The 17,316-nt window shown below is 57.2% G+C and carries 15 protein-coding genes and 3 pseudogenes; 7 read left to right on the top strand and 11 right to left on the bottom strand.

Annotation, left to right across the window (positions count from 1 at the left end):
• Positions 1–296: 296 nt before the first annotated feature.
• From V5279_RS40890 to tnpA, 4 genes are read right to left on the bottom strand one after another with little or no spacing between them, the layout of a single operon-like run.
• Positions 297–899, bottom strand: coding sequence for a plasmid pRiA4b ORF-3 family protein (locus tag V5279_RS40890; RefSeq protein WP_414645972.1), 603 nt, complete (start codon positions 897–899; stop codon positions 297–299).
• On the bottom strand, positions 896–2,461 hold the full coding sequence (gene tnpC / locus V5279_RS40895; protein WP_338692457.1) for an IS66 family transposase: 1,566 nt from the start codon (positions 2,459–2,461) through the stop codon (positions 896–898). Before tnpC ends, V5279_RS40890 begins: the two co-directional genes overlap by 4 nt.
• A gap of 51 nt (positions 2,462–2,512) precedes the next feature.
• The gene (gene tnpB / locus V5279_RS40900) at positions 2,513–2,866 is read right to left on the bottom strand and encodes an IS66 family insertion sequence element accessory protein TnpB (RefSeq protein ID WP_091968098.1); all 354 of its coding nucleotides are present in this window, start codon (positions 2,864–2,866) and stop codon (positions 2,513–2,515) included.
• Entirely contained in the window at positions 2,860–3,282 is a 423-nt protein-coding gene (tnpA, locus tag V5279_RS40905; protein WP_338692458.1) for an IS66-like element accessory protein TnpA, read from the bottom strand. The genes tnpB and tnpA overlap by 7 nt, the downstream gene beginning before the upstream one ends.
• Positions 3,283–3,488: 206 nt before the next feature.
• Between tnpA and V5279_RS47140 the strand changes: the two genes are divergently transcribed.
• Complete coding sequence (locus V5279_RS47140; protein ID WP_414645973.1) at positions 3,489–3,704, top strand: HNH endonuclease; 216 nt, start codon at positions 3,489–3,491, stop codon at positions 3,702–3,704.
• Positions 3,705–3,803: 99 nt separating this feature from the next.
• On the opposite strand, the gene V5279_RS40915 is transcribed toward V5279_RS47140, so the two are convergent.
• Positions 3,804–4,547: an HNH endonuclease signature motif containing protein gene (locus tag V5279_RS40915; protein WP_338692460.1), complete on the bottom strand. Its 744-nt coding sequence runs from the start codon at positions 4,545–4,547 to the stop codon at positions 3,804–3,806.
• A gap of 446 nt (positions 4,548–4,993) precedes the next feature.
• Between V5279_RS40915 and V5279_RS40920 the strand changes: the two genes are divergently transcribed.
• A complete protein-coding gene (locus tag V5279_RS40920; RefSeq protein WP_338692461.1) occupies positions 4,994–5,512 on the top strand; it encodes a hypothetical protein in 519 nt (172 codons plus the stop codon).
• A gap of 488 nt (positions 5,513–6,000) precedes the next feature.
• On the opposite strand, the gene V5279_RS40925 is transcribed toward V5279_RS40920, so the two are convergent.
• From V5279_RS40925 to V5279_RS40945, 5 genes and pseudogenes are all read right to left on the bottom strand, one after another.
• A complete protein-coding gene (locus V5279_RS40925) occupies positions 6,001–7,164 on the bottom strand; it encodes a hypothetical protein (RefSeq protein ID WP_338692462.1) in 1,164 nt (387 codons plus the stop codon).
• 1,670 nt (positions 7,165–8,834) lie between these two features.
• The gene (locus V5279_RS40930) at positions 8,835–9,869 is read right to left on the bottom strand and encodes an IS110 family transposase (protein WP_338692463.1); all 1,035 of its coding nucleotides are present in this window, start codon (positions 9,867–9,869) and stop codon (positions 8,835–8,837) included.
• A 417-nt stretch (positions 9,870–10,286) separates the two neighbouring features.
• Positions 10,287–11,183 carry an IS110 family transposase gene (locus V5279_RS40935; RefSeq protein ID WP_338692464.1) on the bottom strand — a complete coding sequence of 299 codons (897 nt, stop codon included), beginning with the start codon at positions 11,181–11,183 and terminating at the stop codon, positions 10,287–10,289.
• Positions 11,180–12,496 (bottom strand): group II intron reverse transcriptase/maturase, encoded by a 1,317-nt coding sequence (ltrA, locus tag V5279_RS40940; protein ID WP_338701670.1) that lies wholly within the window; start codon positions 12,494–12,496, stop codon positions 11,180–11,182. Before ltrA ends, V5279_RS40935 begins: the two co-directional genes overlap by 4 nt.
• Before the next feature lie 491 nt (positions 12,497–12,987).
• Positions 12,988–13,236, bottom strand: a pseudogene (locus V5279_RS40945) (IS110 family transposase); the annotation flags it as partial.
• Between the two features lie 266 nt (positions 13,237–13,502).
• Between V5279_RS40945 and V5279_RS40950 the strand changes: the two are divergent.
• From V5279_RS40950 to V5279_RS40970, 5 genes and pseudogenes are all read left to right on the top strand, one after another.
• Positions 13,503–14,174: a recombinase family protein gene (locus V5279_RS40950; protein ID WP_338692465.1), complete on the top strand. Its 672-nt coding sequence runs from the start codon at positions 13,503–13,505 to the stop codon at positions 14,172–14,174.
• A pseudogene (locus tag V5279_RS40955) lies at positions 14,175–14,444 on the top strand (recombinase family protein); the annotation flags it as partial. It lies immediately after the preceding gene.
• 6 nt (positions 14,445–14,450) lie between these two features.
• Complete coding sequence (locus V5279_RS40960) at positions 14,451–15,143, top strand: hypothetical protein (protein WP_338701897.1); 693 nt, start codon at positions 14,451–14,453, stop codon at positions 15,141–15,143.
• A gap of 50 nt (positions 15,144–15,193) precedes the next feature.
• Positions 15,194–15,277, top strand: a pseudogene (locus V5279_RS40965) (IS5/IS1182 family transposase); the annotation flags it as partial.
• A 355-nt stretch (positions 15,278–15,632) separates the two neighbouring features.
• Positions 15,633–16,256, top strand: coding sequence for a tyrosine-type recombinase/integrase (locus tag V5279_RS40970; protein ID WP_338692466.1), 624 nt, complete (start codon positions 15,633–15,635; stop codon positions 16,254–16,256).
• Positions 16,257–16,343: 87 nt separating this feature from the next.
• On the opposite strand, the gene V5279_RS40975 is transcribed toward V5279_RS40970, so the two are convergent.
• Positions 16,344–17,312, bottom strand: coding sequence for a serine protease (locus V5279_RS40975; RefSeq protein WP_338692467.1), 969 nt, complete (start codon positions 17,310–17,312; stop codon positions 16,344–16,346).
• Positions 17,313–17,316 lie beyond the last annotated feature (4 nt).

A 17,316-nucleotide genomic window follows, 5' to 3' on the forward strand; every position in this document is an offset into this window, starting at 1 on the left:
CGGTTCGTACCGTCACGCCTGATGACACAAATGGAACTGCACACCTGTCCTTAATGGACCGATTGCGAGGCTCAGAGTTTGGGGTGCCAATCCTTGAGAAGTACCAAGGAGGGCGCACCTTCTATGGAGTTTACGACCCCACACGGGAGACAAGCGAGCGGGTAAACCCCCATTTTTGTGCAAGCGCTGTTGCTTTTTTCCAAGATGTCGCGGGGACCTTGCCACGCACGAAAACTACCGATGATGAGCATGATGGTAAGCGTAGCTCTGAGGCCCATTTGATTGACGCTTGACGTCTATTTTGAGCGAGTGGTGTGCCGGCGCGGCTTCCATATGTCGGACAACGCGTTGACAGCGGCCTCAAGCGCCTTCAGGTCGACGACGTTGGGATCGAACTGCTCCGGGCCCCAGAGGCGCATATGTTCGTGCTCCGGATGGGTGGCGTCGCTGATGGCGTCGAGGTATTCGGCGTAGCCTGGCGCACCGCCGACATCTTCCGGAGGACAACGGCCGGCGGCCTCGAGCAAGAACGGAAGTCCCTCTGTTGTCGTGTTGTCGAACCACTTTTCGAGCTTGATCACGTGATCCCAGCTGTCGCCGAAGTCGTAGAGATAATGGATCGTCTTCGCGCCGGTCTCTTGAACGATATTGGAGAGCCGCGTCTTGCGAGCATCGATGGGCTGAGGGCCAAAATCTCCATCGGGATCAGGGATACCCCAACGGCCGTCGCCAGCCAGGAACTCGAAGAGATGGCTATTCGTCCAACCAAACGCCGCCTGAAGCGTCAGATGCAGCCGATCAAGGCGCAGCGTGAGCGGCACGACAAGGCATCGCATCACCTCCGGTTTTACATCCTTGAGGGTCACCTTGATCCGGACCGCGGTCGTGTTCAGGCTCATGCCGCCAGCCTCGGATCGTGTGCATGCATCGTGTAGATCGACGCCCAAGGGAGCAGTTCGTCCAGTCGCGCCGCAGGCCAACCATTGACGAGCTTCGCGAGAACATCAGCGAGCCAGTGCTCGGCAGTGACGCCATTGAGCTTACAGGTCTCGATTAACGAAGCCAGAACTGCCCAATTCTCGGCGCCCTCGTCGCAACCGGCAAAAAGGGAGTTCTTGGCGTTGAGCTTGATCGGTCGCATCGCTCGCTCGACCGCATTGGTGTCCATCTCGATGCGCCCGTTATCAAGGTAGAGCGTCAGGCCGTCCCAATGGCGCAGCGCGTAACGTAAGGCCTTCGCCGTGTCGCTCTTCTGTGCAAGGTGATCAAGCTTCGCCTCAAACCACTGCTTCAAGGCTGTAGCCAGAGGTCGGGCATGCGCCTGCCTGCCAGCACGGCGCTCGGCATCCGATCGGCCGCGGAGCGCTTTCTCGACTGCGTAAAGCGCAGCGATGCGTTCAAGAGCCTCGCGGGCAACCGGAGCTGGCGCCGGAGCAGCCTCGCGCTCGATCTTCACAAACTGGCGCCTCAGATGCGACCAGCAGAATGCGAGCGTCCCGGACAGGGCGTCCGCACGCGTCTCTCGGGTCATGGTCTTGTAAGCCTGATAGCCGTCGCAATGGATGATGCCGCGATAGCCCTCGAGCAAGCGCAAGCCATGAACGGCCCCACGGCCCGGTGCATAGGCATAGACCACCCCAGGTGGGTCAGGTCCGGCCCAGGGCCTGTCATCGCGCGAGAGCGCCCAGAAGTAGCCGGTTTTGGTCCTGCCGCGCCCCGGATCCAACACCGGTGCGGGGGTCTCATCGACACAGAGCTTCGAAGAGGCGAGCAGAAGCTGGCGCAGACGATGCCACAAGGGCTTCAATTCCTGGGCGGCATACCCGACCCAGAAGGCGAGCGTGGAACGGTCCAGCGCTATTCCGTACGTCGCCAGCATCTGCGCCTGGCGGTAAAGCGGCAAATGCCAATGATACTTGGCATCGATCACATGCGCGACCAGTCGCTCGGTCGGCAATCCTCCCCTAATCAGTCGCTCGGGAGCGGCGTGCTGGAGGACGACGCCGTGACAGGCGCGGCAGGCCAGTCTGGGTCGGCGGGTAACGATGACGCGATACTGCGCCGGTACGACGTCCAGCCTCTGGCTCTCATCGTGACCGATCTCAAAAAGGGCGCCTTCGCAGCACGGGCAGCAGGTTGCAGCCGGCATCAGGGTTTCGACGATGCGCGGCAAATGCTCCGGCAACTGACCACGATTGGCTCTGCGCTCGGCAGCTCTCTTCTCGCATGTTTTGGGATTGGCACCATCTTCGGCTGCTTCGAGAGCCGCGACGGCCTGATCGATATCCTCCAGAACAAGCTGGAGCTGATCAGCGTCCAGCTTTTCCGAGGATCGACCGAACTGCGCATCTTTTGCAAGCTTGAGCAACCGCTCGAGCCTGGCGCAGCGATCCAGCAGAGCCGCGGCAAAGATACGCAACTCGGCCGGATCGCTCGGCAGCTCATCAGGCAAATCACTCATTGGCCCAAGTCTGCCATGCTTCGCGCCCCGATGCAGCGAAGATTTTACGTCCTACGCAAGTGCTTTCGGCTGCAGGATTCGAGGCGCGTGCATCCGCGTCCAATCCATGCCGGCCAGAAGTGCGGACAGCTGCGCGGCATTCATCCGCATCACGCCGGCTACGATGGGAGGCCATTTGAAGCCGCTGCCATCGAGCCGCTTCCAATACATCACAAGGCCGCTGCCATCCCAGACGACAATCTTCACCCGATCGGCGCGCTTCGCACGGAACACCACCGCCACGCCCTTCATCGGGTCATGGCCCAGCGTCTCCTTCGCCAACAGCGCCAAGCCCTCCGCACCTTTTCTGAAGTCCACAGGTTGCGTCGCCACGTAAATCATGAGGCTCGCGGGCGGCATCAGCATGAACGTGTCCGTCGAAGCGCCAAGAACACATCATTCAACACAGCAAGGCCAGGCGTCCCTCGCACCTCCACTCGTGCCCCCTGGAGTTCAACCGTCACTACGGCTGCTTCCGGCGACCCGGTGGGCTCTGCGGCTGCCGGTAGCGCCGATTCCGATACCACCGGCACGAACGACAACGTGTCCGCCGAAGCCGGCAGCACTAACTGGCCCAAACGCGCCTGGCGCCGCCAGTCGTGCACCTGCTGGGGTCGGCACCCATGGCGACGCGCGACATCTGTGACAATCGCCCCCGGCTCAAGACTTTCCGCGGCAATCTGTGCCTTCAAATCGTCCGGCCAGCGCTTTCGACCTGCGCCTGCGTACACTTCGATGCGCGGTGACAACGGTCGTCTTATGTCGTCCGAATGGTCATCCATTGTGAGCACCCTTGCAGAAGATGACTCTTCTTCTAGCGGTGCTCTCAGGATTGAGTACCAAAATTCTCTAGGGCCTCAACGCCACGCTTACGCATGATGTCTATCCGCAGTATGAAAATCGAAAACGTGTGGCTTCGCATCTAAAACGAGAACGAAGTCGATACTTGGCTACCGAGTGCAAGATTCGCGACAATTATCGTTGTCAAGTGTGCGAATTTTCATTCGAGAACGTCTATGGCAAGCTGGGGAGTGGATTCGCCGAAGCGCATCATGTCGTTCCACTCGGCCAATTGCGCGACAAAGTGAAAACCCGAGTCGAGGATCTGATCACCGTTTGCGGAAACTGTCACCGGATGCTGCACCGGATGCCGGGAAAGCGCGATGACGCGACGAAGCTTAACCGCGCGATTCGTAAAGCTTAGCGTTTCGTCGACTTTTCTCACGGGGAGTTGTTTCGAGAAGCCGCCCGAGTCCTCTTGCCATTTGTATTGGGCTATCCTGCTAGTAGTAGAATGGGGAAGTTATGCGCTGTCCAACTGCGTCTCCGCCTGAAAAATCCGGTCCCTGATTTCGATGTTGAACTTTGAACCGTCCCTGCCATGAGTGATCTGCGCATGACAGTTTGGACAGATCGCCGCAACATTTGCCGGATGATCGCTGCCGTCGTCTGCCAAGGCGACCAAGTGATGAATTTCCAGATAGGGCTCGCCGTTGCGACGAATGAAAGGGGCTGGTTTGAGGCATCCTTCGCATGTGCCATTCGAGCGAGCGAGGGCATATTCCGCCATTAGCCTGCTGCGTTCGCGTCGCATCGCATCGATGAGCTTACTCGGCACATCATCGACGATATTCTGATAAGCTCTTCGCCTGAGCTGAAGAAATCTCTCAGCAGCCGATTTCGGAGCAGTCTTGATTGAAAAATATTCGTATGCACGGCCGCTAATCGTGCCGGGCTGCTGTCGGGCGAAGACAAGTTTCTCAGCATCAGGTTGCTTTACCCGAAAAATGGTGTGGTTCTCGGCTCGCAGATACAGCTGTCCATTGGGGGTGCCGTCGCCATGATGCTTTTGCCGAACGTGTACGTCCGCTCTAAAGCGTGTCCCAATTGGGTTTTCATCGCGGAGATGCCTCGGAAATTCGACTTTCAGCCACCCTGGTAATACATCTACTGGTCGTACCCGCGGTCGGCTTACATAGCCGTCTCTGAAGGTCTCAAGGAGCACCCCCTCGAAGAAGTCTCCTTCCTTGGGGTCAATCTCATCCATGATTGGTCACCGGCAACATTGACGAGCTAAGACGATAGTTCCTAAGCTCATATCGGCACTCCTGCTACCGCCAATCATCGAAATTGCCTACCACGGCGCGCAGTCTAGGACGGCAGGGGCGGCTTACAAAAGCACCTTCCGAGCGGCAAGTGCAACTTGCGGCTGACAGGGATGAGATACAGCCTTAGCCTTCTTCTGACTTAGCATCGCGAATCATCACAACGCCCGCTATACTTGGAAACTGCCTTTGTAGATTTCTGAGCGGATCGCTGCCTCGCTTGGTTGGACGTTGCTCAACGGCGGCTCTGGCCAAATGAAAAATCGGCGGGAGCTCATGCAATGGTTGATCAAAAAGAGGTGGGAGGGGCAGTACCGCAGTAAAATTTGGTGATCGCCATCTAGTCCTTTGCTGTGGACACCAAATCGATTCAACAGAACCTGATAGGGTGGCCATTTACGTCAAAACGCAAAATTCTACTGTTACTGCGTCGTCGCTCTTGCGTCCGAAGGTCACCACCGATAACAGCGACACAGATTGGATAGACGTTCGTGCTCTCGAATATGTCATCGAGAATTACAAGACGCCGGATCTGAGCAGGGAATTCTTTGCGGTGGAACGTGATGGCCTGTGGCCATTAAACAGTACCGGACGATTTTTGCTGTTTGGATATCCGACTGAACGTCAAGAAGTCGATTACGAAGAGCCTCGTATTCGGGCGCATGTTGTGGAAGTTGGAGCAACCTATGACGGCCCGAGCAACTCGCCGCACGTGCATAGGGTAAAAATGGACCGTAAAGTTACCTTCCATGCAGATGGAATGAGTGGCGGGCCTGTTTTCTATCTTGGTCGATCTTCAGGAGCGTTCTTTGTCGGATTTGCAGGAATCATTATTCGCGGAGGCGCGACGTCGGAAATCATTCATTTCATCGACGCCAACTTCTTATGTGAGATGGCGGCCAAATAGGGTCGGGACCGGCGTGGTCAGTAGGCTGTGAGCCGACGATTGTTCGAGTCGGGGGAAGCGCTACCACATTCCCCCGACAGGATTTGATCCTTCCAAGTTGCAGATATTATTGTCAAGAACCGGCCCAATCATCAAGGTTCGCAGGCTTGACAGCTTCCTGCCTGCATACCGCGTCCCGCATGTTCGGGCTCGTGCTGCGTTCTGTCGTCCCTCCCCTTGGAGTATTTGGGCCAATCCAGCGCGAGCCCACGCCGTACAAACCATTCAACAAGATCAACACTGCCAATTGCGCACGTCGCGAGGCACAACAAGCCACACTCGCTGAATCGGACTCGATACCTTTTCGCCATTGTGATCACAGTTGCGCTGCTTCAGCGGCAAACGCTTGGATGTGAGGATACCCTAGGCGTCAGCCTGTCGGTGAACTCTACCCATTTTTGGATGAGGAGCGTCGCAGGTAAGCCGACAATCGCGACCGACGGTGCGGTTCACGACATTGCGATCGGGTCTTCTGGCTTCTTATTAGCATTCAAGAGTTCAACTTCTCTTTCAATGACGCGCGAACATATCCATCGCAAATAAGATAACAACCATCGCTCATCAGTTGTCAGACGATGCTTTCCGCGGTGGACGATTTGAGAGCGCACGTCGTAAATCCGCCTGAACTCATCGAGTATTTCCTCTCGTTGCTCTTGGCTATTTCCAATGAGGTACGCACATCTATTCCGCAGAAGCTCACTAAGCCCCATTTGGTCAGATGTCGCTTTGTCACCTAAGATGATCTCAATCACGATCATCGACTGTACATATCTGAGCAACTCGTCGGCACCGTGACTACCGTCAAAATACCACTGCGCCGCAAGTAGCAGGAATTCCGCCTTCTCCTGCTGCCGAAAGATGCCACGCATCTGTTCAAAAATACGCTCGCTCCGAATGTTTCGTCGTTTCGGCGTATTGATCGAATCGTTTACTGTCCCGAGACGGAGCGTATTCAACGTGGCCGCGACACTGTCATTCAGGTAAAACCGCTCAAACACTTCCCAAGATGAATCAGGCCGTTCTTGATGAACCACGAGAGAGGCGCGGGGACTTGCCAAAGTGGGCTGCACTCTTGTCTCAAGCAACTCTAGGGCTAATCCTAGCCCAAAGACTGATCGCAACGCTCTCTGCCCGTCTTGAAGCGTGTTTGAGCGGCCGTACATCCCGATGAATCCACTCACGCTGATTTGGAGGTAGAGCGCGTCATCCTCCCATTCCGCTTGCTCGATCACATGAGAGACAGACGCGAGCGCCGCTCCTCCGACCAATTTCTCGCCAAGGTCGCCAATCGTGTTTTCAAGCGGAAATGTCTTCCTAAATTGCGAGGTAGCGCGCACAATTCGAATGTCGGATGAAAGATTGATGACGTCGGTCTTAGGACCAATAATCGTATCCAATTCCTTAGGTAGACGAAGCGATAGCATGTACTTGCGAGGGAGGCCATCAAATGCATCGACTAACCTTGATGCTAGCGCTCTAACGTCCTTGAAACGTTCAATCGTCGTCAACGTCTTTTCCGTCCACTCTCCGGAAACGTATTCTTCATGGCGAAGCTCATAAGCAAGCGAATCTATCACAAAGTTGGTGAAAGGCCGCTCATCGATATAGCTCACCAATTGGTCATGAAGCTTTCCTTTAGTCGGGAGCACTTTCTCGACGTGATAAAGCAACATGTACGCTGGCTGTAGTTCAAGGAACACGCTATTCCGCACCTGAAAGTAGGGGATTGCTTCAGTAGCAAGAGCGTCGATTAGGCGAGACTTACAATCGGGGTGTAGGCTCAGTGGCATCGTTCACCTCAAGTCCTTCGTATCGAAATCCGCGCCCGCCATTGGCGGCGCTATGGCTCGGTTTGCGGATCGTGAGGCCGTCGGGGGAGTGCTTACTTAAGCTTCCCGCCGTGATCGCATTCGGTTCTCTTCCTAGACTCGATCTCGCATTGAATTCTGCACCCTAGCATATCTTGATACGACCGAGCTGAGCTTCAAAATTTCAACATCAACCCGTAGCCTGCCGATATTCTTCAGATGGGTCCAAAATCTCACGTCCGCAACTGAGAGCTGACTCTCCCGCACGGGGCCCCCGCAGGTGGTTGTGGCCATCTCGCCGGGATCTGCCGTCCCGGCATGCCGTCATCTGGATGTGCCGCCAGCTTGATAGTTAGCTATCAGCGCCCTCCCCAGCTACCGGCTCCGCGCCAACCGAAAGAGCGGTCTCATCAAGCCGCCCGCCGCTGACGGGACGGAGGGAGGCGGAGCCGACCGGAGGGCCGTCAGCGGCGGAGCCAACCTTCAACCGACATCATGAACCCTGGGGGCAGGATGGCGTTTGACAGTGGTAGGCACTGATCCCAGTTACGGGACTTACGACGGTCCGAGATTAGCCGAACGGAGACGGCTACTGCTCTTAACTTTGTTGGCACCCGATCCTCCGTCTCTATAGGGTAATCTTAGTTTTCTTCTCGTCTGCGCGACACTCGTCTGCGCGACGATCCCAAGAGGAGTCCGAGCACCAGCAAGCCGCATTGCGTGAAGCGGACTCGATACCTTTTCATCAAAAGTTATACAGTAGCACTTGAGGCTATGGCCGGGACCACGATTAAGCCGCGACCGGCGGCGCATGTGGCATTGTTGATCGGCAAATCAGCGCCGCCACCGGCATCCTCTCAGGCCCTGCCTGTTTGGTAGAACCCAAAGACTAGCTGGTCTTTCGATTTCCTTAGGCTGAGAGGGTAGGACGCCGAGCGAAGCGCAGAACGCACTTCTTCTCGCTTGCCACCCTTCCAACGCGGATACCGCTTGACCAATACATCTTTAGGTCCCTTGCCATGCTTTGCCATGGCTTGGGTCCTCCGCTGTCAGGCGGGTTACAGCCCGCCGCTCCGCTCGGGTACTCACGAGCGCGACTAGTTGGAGCCAGCGTTGGCTGGCGACAGATGGAGTTACCGGTGACGGCGCTGAGACTTTACGCGATTCGACTTAGATATTTCCAATGCACTGGCTCTCACCAGGGCGAACCGCGAACCGGTTCTTCGATATTCTTCCTTCTCAGCACTTCAGTCAGTGGTTCGCGGGCGGAGGGAACGCATTTGCCGATACCCGCGCGCCGTTATCGCGGCACTGGCCATTCTGAGGGTGATCCAGGTGGCGTACTCATCTGTGGACGCCCCGCGAGATGCAAGCGGTTTTTGAAGAAGATCGGCACGTAGTCGGATGCTGCCATCTGTCCGGCCTCTGATGGTGCAGCGATGAAGCTGCGGGCCACGACCTCAGGCCCGCCAGGCTCACGCCTTGACTGCGACCGGAGCTCTATAGTTTTCCTGCATTACAAGTAGCGCCCAGACGATCCTCGCCATCTTGTTGGCGAGCGCGACGGTTACCAGCATGCGCGGTTTGCGAGCCAGCATCTGTTCGAGCCAAGACCCCTTTGGCGCACCGCGTTTGCTTGCCTGTTGCACGACGGCGCTGCTGCCGATGATGAGCAGGCGCCTGAGCGTGCGTTCGCCCATTTTGGATGTCGCACCGAGCTTCTGCTTGCCGCCTGTCGATCGTTGAAGAGGCGTGAGACCCAGCCAAGCGGCAAAGTCGCGGCCCTTGGCAAAGGTCTCGGCCGGCGGTGCTAGAGCGGCGATCGCGGTGGCAGAGATCGGGCCGATGCCAGGAACGGTCATCAGCCTGCGCGATACTTCATCCTCGCGAGCACGTCGCGCGATCTCCTGGTCGAGATCCGCGATCTTGCCATTGAGACCGGCGAGCAGGTCTAACATCAAGCGGAACATGGCGTGGGCCGCTTCGGGAAGCGAGCTGGCCATCTCTTCTTCCTCGATAAGGTCGGCAAGCATCGCCACATGCGACGGGCCTTTGGGCGCGATCCAACCATACTCCGTGAGGTGTCCTCGAATCGCGTTGATGAGCTGGGTTCGCTGCCGCACTAACAGATCGCGGGTCCGAAACACCAGGCCCGCCGCCTGTTGCTGTTCGCTCTTCACGGCCACGAACCGCATGCTCGGCCGCTGCGCCGCTTCGCAGATCGCCTCGGCATCGATCGCGTCGTTCTTCTGCCGCTTCGCGAACGGTTTTACATAGGCGGGCGGGATCAGCCGCACTTCATGGCCAAGCTGGCTAAGCTGACGGGCCCAGTGGTGAGCTCCACCACATGCCTCCAGCGCTACGGTGCACCTCGGCTGGGCTGCGAAGAAATCCAGCAGCTTTCCTCGGCTGATTTTTTTGCTGAATACCGCGCCGCCCCGCCCATCCGCGCCGTGCGCGTGAAAAACGTGCTTGGCGATATCCAGACCAATTGTGATAACCTCTGACACGGACGCCTCCCTTAAGTGGTGCTCAACACCTCCACTTTGGCACATCGATGCCGTCGGCGGGGCGTCCACCCCATCATAAATTGTCGGTAATGTCCGCTTTGCTCTGACACCGACCGCCTTTGTGCAACCGCAGCAAATGACGCGATGGGCCATGTGTGGACGGCTCCGGGTTGGCAAGAAGAATCTTCACTTTGCGGCGTTGGTCGGAGCGGCCATGTGTTCGGCCTGTTTGCGCGGTTCACATGACCGCTGGCCATAATGCCCTCCGCGGATCAGGTCCCGATCAAAAGCACGCATTCGAAGATGCCATGGCCCATGTGGGTTGTCCTGATCGCCGGATCGACCGGCGCTGCATTAAGTGCTGTTCGCCCTCCCAACCGTTACGTCACACCGGATGTCCGGTGTAATGTCGTCTCGTCACGCCGCGAGAGCGGCGGGTTCATTGTAACGTTCGTTTCTGGCCATCATTGCCCACGCCATCCGGGCGAGTTTGTTAGCGAGTGCGATGGCCGCGACCTTTGTGGGCCGCCGGGCCAGCAACGCGGTGAGCCAGGGTCGATGCCCCGTGCCATGGATCTTGGCATAGCGGATCACGGCGAGCGCGCCAGCCGTGAACAGGCTGCGTAAATAGCGATCGCCTTGTTTGCTGATACTGCCAAGCTTGTCTTTGCCCCCGCTCGAGTTCTGCTTCGGCACGAGCCCAACCCAGGCCGAGAAGTCTCGTCCCGATCGGAAAGCCTTGGGATCGGCAATGCTGGCGACCAGAGCTGTTGCCAGCGCCGGCCCGACGCCGGGGATCGCGTCCAGCCGCTTGCTCGTCGCGCTTGATCGATGCCAGGCGATGATGTGTCGGTCGAACTCCAGGATTTGGGCTTTCAAAGCGCGCAATTGACTGCCGAGAGCCGTAAGACATGCACGGGCCACCTCGGGGAGCCGGTAGTCGGCTGTATCGGCGACGACTTCTAGCAATTGCTCGACACCCCTGCGCCCCACAGGGGCGACAATCCCGAACTCGGCAAGATAGGCGCGGATTGAATTGATGACGGCAGCCTGTTGGCGGATGAAGAGATGGCGCGCCCGGTGAAGCATCAGACAGCTCTGTTGCTCGACCGTCTTGGTCGGCACGAACCGCATGTTGGGTCTCGTGACCGCCTCGCAAATCGCTTCCGCGTCCGTGGCGTCGTTCTTCTGCCGCTTGAGTAGAGTCGAGGAGAGGCGCGGTGATGCGCTTGGTGCGCGTTCCGTTTCCTCTCCCCGCTCATCAAACCGGACGTGCAGTTTTCCCGCATCCGGCTTTCCGACAGGTTTTGTCACAAGGCGCACGTCGGCGACACTTTGCGCACGCGGTTCAGCACAAGTACGCCAGGGTTCCCATGGATCTGATCAGAGAACCGTCTGACGCCACGTCCTGGCGTCTTATGTCGTCTGCGCAGAAAGGCGAGCACGCGGTCGAAGACGTGTCGATCAACGGCGTGATGAGCCGTAGCAAGAGAGCCATAGCTGAAGTAAGCGGACCAGCCGCGCAGAAGGCGGTTCAGTCGTGCTTGTACTTCGGGCCAAGCGCCCTTGTTGCCCGGCGTCAGCAGTACGCTGACCTTCCTCTTGATCCGCAGCACGCTTTTCTTGGACGGAGCCGCGCCAAGATACCACCGTCCCCCATTGCGGAAGCGGCGGGGTCCGAGCGTGTACCCAAGGAAGTCAAAGCTTTCCAATCGGGCATTCTTCACCGAGGTTTTAGTCTCGTTGAGCGTCAACCCAAGCTTGGTCATCACCGCTTTCGTCCACGTCAATGCCTCCTCCGCGTGGCCGCGGCTGAGAATGACGAAGTCGTCGGCATAGGAGATAACCTGGGCATGGAATGCTTCACGCCGACCGCTGAGACGCCAATGTTTCAGGAACCGGTTCATGTAGATGACGGAGAGCAGCGGACTGATGACACCGCCCTGTGGCGTGCCACGCTTGTTGCTCTTACCGCCGCTCATGCACCGTTTCCCGTCGCTATCCCGCTCCTCGACCGGTACTCGCAGCCATAACTTAATCAGCCGCAGCACATTCCGGTCAACGATGCGTCGGGCCACCGATTTGAGGAGGTCCGAATGCGGGATCGTGTCGAAGTATTTCGACAGATCGGCGTCAACAACGTCCGTGTAGCCCCGGCACACAAGCCGGTGCACTTCCTTGACTGCATCGACCGCGTTACGACGCGGGCGATATCCATAAGCGCCGTCCTCAAAATCCGCCTCAAAGATCGGTTCCAGCACGATCTTTGCGGCAGCTTGGACGACCCGGTCCCGGATTGTTGGGATACCGAGTGGACGTTCGCCGCCGCCGGGCTTCGGGATCATCACCCGCCGCACCGGATCGGGCCGGTAAGTCTTCGTGACGAGTTCATCGCGCAGGCCGGCCAACCATGCTTCGAGTCCCGACGCGTCGATTTGCTCGAAAGTTGTTCCGTCCACTCCTGGCGCACCCGCGTTGGCGCGGGCCAGCTTGTAGGCATGGCTCAGAATGTCCTCGCGGCAGATCTTGTCGTACAGCACATAGAAACGGAAGGCAGGCTCCGCCTTCGCCTTGCAATAAAGCTTTCTCTGAAGGCTCCTGATCTTATCGGGCGTTTGTAGGCTCATCGCCAATCGACCCATTCCCTCGCCATCTTCAAAAGCGCACCTGAAGTCAGGGTCCTTTCCTCCGCCGGAATTACCCGGTTTCATCAGTACTACGACCCTGTCCGACTCCCGTCCGGTCCATCGACTACTCGATGCTGAAGGCGCGACCTTCGACCAAGACGGGTCTCCCCCGATTACCCGCACTACCTTTCCGGCGTGCCGTGCCCATTACCCCGGTGAACCGGACAGGTGCATGCGTCGATTGCTTCCCTGTCAGCGCGGCCTTCCCCGCCATACGATCGGGTCGGCATTCACATCGTAACTTTCGAGGCGTGCTCAGGCTTCACTCACGTTACGGCCCGCTGGATTGCTCGGCCGCCAAAAGCGACCTTTGTCACGAGGCTTCGATCCGTCCGATTGCTCGTCCAAACCGCTCGTCAGCTACCAGATCAATCGACAATTCTCTGGGTGGATCCTTCCTCCACTGGTAATGCGCGCCGTCGGGGCGCACCGTAGGGCTTCACATAGGCTGGCGGCATCAATCGCACCGTATGCCCTAGCTCCTGCAGCTCGCGGGACCAATGGTGGGATGACGCGCAAGCCTCGATCCCCACCAGGCACGGTGGCAGCTTCTGGAAAAACGCCAGGACGTGGCCGCGCCGCAACTGACGGCGTACGACCACTTGGCCCGCTGCATCAACGCCGTGTACTTGGAAGACCGACTTCGCAATATCCAGACCGATCGTCGAAATTGACTGCATAGGCTGCTCCTCCGAATCGTGAGAGCCTCAAACGGCGCCCAATCCTTGGCACTCTTGTGCCGGTGGAGGAGCCGTCCACAGCATCATGAGCGGAAAAGCCCGCATTCCACTACAGCTCACTTCGCACGCCGCAGCGTGTTTTCAAGAAGTACGACATAGCAATTGACCGTTCCGAATACGCTTTTCGGTGGCGCGGACCTGATGACGCGCCTAATGGTGCGAGATGCGCCAAAAGGCGCGAGATGACATCGCCGCGCGGAGGCAACATGGCGAACGCCCTTGTTGTGCATGCGAAGCGTCTGCCTCAGTCGCAAAAAACGCTACGGGCAGCGCAGTATGTCCGCATGTCGACGGATTACCAGCAATACTCCATTGAGAATCAGGCATTGGTCATCGCGACCTACGCCGAACTTCACAAGCTAACCATCGTCCGTACCTATCGAGACGAGGGTGAAAGCGGCCTCAAGATCGAAAACCGAGTTGGCCTTACCGAGCTGGTCGCAGACGTGCAATCGGGGCGCGCTGACTTCGCTCATCTGCTTGTCTTCGACGTGAGCCGGTGGGGACGCTTTCAGGATGTTGACGAGAGCGCGCATTACGAGTTCATCTGCCGCAAGGCGGGCGTCAAGGTCGCTTATTGCGCGGAGCAATTCGACAATGACGGAAGTCTTCTCGCCAGCATCATGAAGAATATTAAGAGAGTTATGGCGGCTGAGTTCAGTCGGGAACTCTCCGCCAAAGTTTTTGCGGGGTCAATCCGACTGACGCGTCGCGGCTTCAAAATGGGCGGCCCTACCGCTTACGCGCTGCAACGACGTCTCGTCGATGATCAATGCAGACCGAAGGGTATTTTGACGGTCGGCCAGCGCAAGTCTTTGCTCACCGACCACGTCAAGCTCTGCCCCGGAGCGCCTGATCAAGTCGAAATCGTGAAATGAATTTTCCGCGAGTATCTCCGTCACAAATCGCAGGCGACCATTGCCCGAGAGCTCAACCGGCGTGGGATCATGAATAGCCAGGGAAGACCGTGGCTTTGAAAATCGGTCGGCGAACTCCTCAGGAACGAAGCCTATATCGGCATTCTTACCTACAATCGCAAAAGCAGGAAGCTTGGCGCCAAGGTCACGCGCAACCCAAGGGAGCTTTGGATCAGAAATGAGGATGCCATCGAACCCATCATCCACCGCGACGCATTCCGGCGGGTGCAAAAGATCATGGGCGAGGCGCGCGTCAGCATTCCCGAAGAAGAAATGTTGCTTCGCCTTCGCAAGTTGCTGATGAAGAAAGGCAGACTGAGTAAAACGATCATCAATTCAAGTCCCGGCCTGCCATCCATGTCTTCGTATCTTATTCACTTCGGCACGTTGCGGAACATCTATCGGCTCATCGGGTACAACGGCAATCAAGACTGGTTTGACAAGTACGCCGCGCATCAACGATGGGTCGGCCTGCAGCTTGGCAATGCTGCGCGCCTTCGAGACGCCTTCGAGAAACTTGGTCGCCATGCCACCCTCAACGCTTCGACCGAATGTCTTCGAATCGATGATGCCGTGAATGTCGTCTTTCGGGTCGCAAGATGCCGCAACTACGAAAGCAAGCCCTTGCGCTGGACGCTGCACTACCGCGTGAGGTGGCCGAAGGGATGGGTTGTGGCGGTCCGGCTGGACGAGAAGAACGAAGCGATCTTCGACTACGTCTTGATGCCCTCGACGTGGCTCACCTTCAGCCATCGTATGTTCTGGTTCTCCAAGGAGGTCTATAAGGGCCACACGATAGACCGCTTTGACACGTTCGAAGCGCTGTCACGGTTCCTAATCGAACGCATCGGCAAGGAAAAGCCTTCGCGGGTCATTAAGGCGCTGCCGCGCGCTCCCGTGGCAAGCCTAAGAAAGACGAAGGGCCCTTAACCGACAGAATTCAGCATATCACTCAACGCCAACCAGCGCCATGGATGGGATCACGCGGCGGCTTGACGAGCAAAATCCCTGCGGTGGTCGATAGCAATGGTCCGCCGGTACGTCTTGCGTTGAGCCCCGGCGACGCGCTTACGACAGGCTTGTGGCAAACCACCTTGCCTTCGTCCAGCTCCGGCTATGGCTGGCGCGTTATGAGTCTGCGCGCTAACTCAGGCAGATAAGTCGGCTGCAAACGATAAGCTTTTCATACAAACTTTGCCGATCAAGATGCGCGAGTTGCCGCTGCCCTTCTTCAGGATCTCCAACAAAGGCAACACTCGATACAAATTCACCAACATGTTTACAGTTGATCTGCAAACGACCTACTTGTTGACATAGGCTCGCAGTCAAACGAGCTGCATTCGCGCTCAGAGTTCAGCATCATTATCGTTCGTAAAACAGCCGTTCTTCGAACAGTTCACTCAGAATCGAGCATCGAACATGGCAAAATCAGCCTCAAACACTGCCTCGCCAATCATCAAAAACCGAACAGTAGTGACTCCGCTTCGGCGGAAAAACGCCGAACTTCGAACGCGCGAGTATTTGACTGACGACGAAGTGCAGCGTCTCACTGCAGCCGCCAAAACCAATCGCCACGGCCATCGCGACGCGACCATGATCCTGATGGCCTACCGGCATGGTTTTCGTGCCTCCGAGCTGACCGATCTTCGCTGGGATCAGATCGAATTTGCGTCGGCCGCTTTGCATGTGCGAAGAGTCAAACAAGGCACTCCGAGCACGCACCCGATGTTAGGCGATGAGTTGCGTGCGCTACGCAAGCTTCAGCGAGAACAACAACCCAAATCGACGTTTGTCTTCACGTCGGAGCGCGGCGCTCCGTTCACCACAGCAGGATTTGCTCGAATGATCGAGCGCACAGGCGTCGCGGCGAGACTGTACTTCAAGGCTCATCCACATATGCTGCGACATGCTTGCGGCTATGCCCTCGCCAACAAAGGCCACGACACGCGCGCGGTCCAGGCATACTTGGGGCACAAGAACATCCAACACACTGTGCGCTACACTGAACTATCGCCTACCCGATTCAAGGATTTTTGGCGTTAGGCGTGTGATGCTCATATTGATGTTGACCGTATTTTGCTGGGCGAAGGCGAGTCCGAGCGCGTCAGCGAAGAAGGGATCATCGGCGAGCTATTTTGGAGTACACAGAATTTCATCAACTGAATAGCCGCATTTGTTTCCGCCAAAGGTAGCCAGGCGTGAGATTTTGTAGTTCGAGCAACGGCCTTTCGCCCACTCCTCAACATTGAAATAACAATATTGATACAGAGCATCCGAGGGACACGGTCCCTTATATTCGCCAGAGCATATCTTGTACGCTACAGTCACTGGCGGAGGACTTGACGGCAAGAACGGCGTGAGAAAGGGGTGAACGGCAGTAACAGGGGTCGCCTCAAACGAGCCTCCATTGGCCCCACGCGCAATCCCCACTACCAGGCCAGATTTCAAGTCCACCCACGCCCCCCCACTCTGCCCCGGCTGCGAGGGTACGGTGGTCTTCAATGTCACAGGCGAACTCACTTGGCCTATCCCCGTCACGGGCGGAATGGGGAGTTGGGATTTCTCCGCTTCAAATGCTAGCAGCACTATGTCATGCAATCCGCTAATGTCCGCGTAAGACTTCGCCAAAGGTAACGAGGGGTAGCCGGATTGGTTGATTTGCAACAATACAAGATCAATGCCCGGAAACGGCGGGCCCGGGTTTACCTCATTGCTACGCAGAACCAGGCTCCCCTTCTCGTCTAACCCAAAAAGTGAAATCTTCCGAACAATGACACCGTTCTCGACCAGCCAATCTGGATTGTTGCTTGGAACAGTTTCGTTAGATCCGATGACGTGGGCCGCAGTAAGAAGTATGCTCATGTCTTGTCCGGAGAACACAAAGAACCCGCTGCCCTGAATCTTCTTAGTGTCTCCGTTCGGATCTCGGCCCTCAACAACAAGTTTTACGATTGCCAATTTACTTCGCTGAATTATTTCCTGCAAAGCTTGAACGGTACTTTGACTTCCACTTTGTGCAGTTGCTGCGCTAGGCACGAAAATAACCGAAATCAACAGCGCAATGAACCAAGCGACGTGTGAACGGATAACAGCGCCCATTTTG

Origin of the sequence: Bradyrhizobium sp. 26S5 (genome assembly GCF_036923295.1) — a bacterium.
Taxonomy (GTDB): domain Bacteria; phylum Pseudomonadota; class Alphaproteobacteria; order Rhizobiales; family Xanthobacteraceae; genus Bradyrhizobium; species Bradyrhizobium septentrionale.

Excerpts from the sequence above, each read along its gene's own strand:
- V5279_RS40890 (WP_414645972.1), bottom strand. The coding sequence starts at position 899 with ATGAGCCTGAACACGACCGCGGTCCGGATCAAGGTGACCCTCAAGGAT.
- tnpC (WP_338692457.1), bottom strand. The coding sequence starts at position 2,461 with ATGAGTGATTTGCCTGATGAGCTGCCGAGCGATCCGGCCGAGTTGCGT.
- tnpB (WP_091968098.1), bottom strand. The coding sequence starts at position 2,866 with ATGCTGATGCCGCCCGCGAGCCTCATGATTTACGTGGCGACGCAACCT.
- tnpA (WP_338692458.1), bottom strand. The coding sequence starts at position 3,282 with ATGGATGACCATTCGGACGACATAAGACGACCGTTGTCACCGCGCATC.
- V5279_RS40915 (WP_338692460.1), bottom strand. The coding sequence starts at position 4,547 with ATGGATGAGATTGACCCCAAGGAAGGAGACTTCTTCGAGGGGGTGCTC.
- ltrA (WP_338701670.1), bottom strand. The coding sequence starts at position 12,496 with ATGAGCCTACAAACGCCCGATAAGATCAGGAGCCTTCAGAGAAAGCTT.
- V5279_RS40950 (WP_338692465.1), top strand. The coding sequence starts at position 13,503 with ATGGCGAACGCCCTTGTTGTGCATGCGAAGCGTCTGCCTCAGTCGCAA.
- V5279_RS40960 (WP_338701897.1), top strand. The coding sequence starts at position 14,451 with ATGGGCGAGGCGCGCGTCAGCATTCCCGAAGAAGAAATGTTGCTTCGC.
- V5279_RS40970 (WP_338692466.1), top strand. The coding sequence starts at position 15,633 with ATGGCAAAATCAGCCTCAAACACTGCCTCGCCAATCATCAAAAACCGA.
- V5279_RS40975 (WP_338692467.1), bottom strand. The coding sequence starts at position 17,312 with ATGGGCGCTGTTATCCGTTCACACGTCGCTTGGTTCATTGCGCTGTTG.